At 67.5% G+C, this 1064-nt stretch carries 1 protein-coding gene; it reads left to right on the top strand.

Annotated features, from left to right (window positions below):
* Positions 1 to 37: 37 nt before the first annotated feature.
* Positions 38 to 1064: AMP-binding protein (locus F0Q45_RS26140; protein WP_188113183.1), on the top strand; the 1027-nt coding region annotated here is incomplete at its 3' end.

Genomic DNA, 1064 nt, shown 5'->3' with positions numbered 1-1064 from the left:
ATTCGATATGCCAGCCGTCGGCGGCCAAACGCAACCGTTGCCCGGTCTGATCGAGTACGCCACCGACTTATTCGACCGCGCCACCGTCGAGGCATTCGCGACCTACTATCTGCACATCCTGGACGTGCTGACCGCCGACGCCGGCCGGCCCATCGATTCGATCGAGATCACCACGGCCACCCAACGCCATCAGTTACTGGCCGCGCACACCAGCACCGAGGTCCCCGACGCCACCATCCCGGAGTTGTTTGCCGCCCAGGTGGCGTGCACTCCGAATGCGGCCGCGCTACAAGACAACTGGCACCGGCTGACCTATGCCGAGCTGAACGCTCGGGTGCAGCAGCTGGCCGCTCGGCTGCGCCGCCACGGAGCTCAGCCGGAAACCGTCGTTGCCGTTGCGCTGCCCCGCGGGATCGAGCTGATCACCACGCTGCTGGCCATCAGCCACACCGGGGCGGCGTGCCTCGCCATCGATCCCAACTATCCCAGCCGGCGCAACGCCTACTTGCTCGCCGACGCTGGCCCACGGCTGCTCGTCACGGACACGGCGACCGCGCCCAGCCTGCCCGACACCATGATCCCGCGCCTCGTGCTGGATCAGCCGGGTGCCGACGGCGCCCCGGGCCAGGTCGAGATGCGACCACATCCAGAGGATCTGGCCTACATCATCTACACCTCCGGATCCACCGGCACCCCCAAAGCCGTTGCGGTCACGCACCGCAACGTGGTCCAGCTGGCCGCGGATAAGCGGTGGGGCGACGCCCACGAACGTGTCGTGCTGCACTCGTCCATCGCGTTTGACGCCTCCACCTATGAAGTGTGGATTCCGTTGCTTCGCGGTGGCTGTCTCGTCATCGACACCAGCACGAGTCGCGACGTCAGCGAGCTGGCCCGGCTCGTCGCCGCGCACCGGGTCACCGGGCTATGCCTCACCCCGGCACTGCTCGACCAGGTCGCTGAGGAATCCCTTGCCAACTTGGCCTCACTTCGCCAGCTCTGTGTGGGTGGCGATGTGTTGTCGCCTGCGACGGTGGGCAGGCTGCGGGCCGCCCATCCCGGGCTGG

Source organism: Mycobacterium simiae, assembly GCF_008370645.1.
GTDB lineage: Bacteria > Actinomycetota > Actinomycetes > Mycobacteriales > Mycobacteriaceae > Mycobacterium > Mycobacterium simiae_A.
The sequence above is the reverse complement of the archived record's forward strand: the minus strand, read 5'-3'. Positions and strand labels throughout refer to the sequence as shown.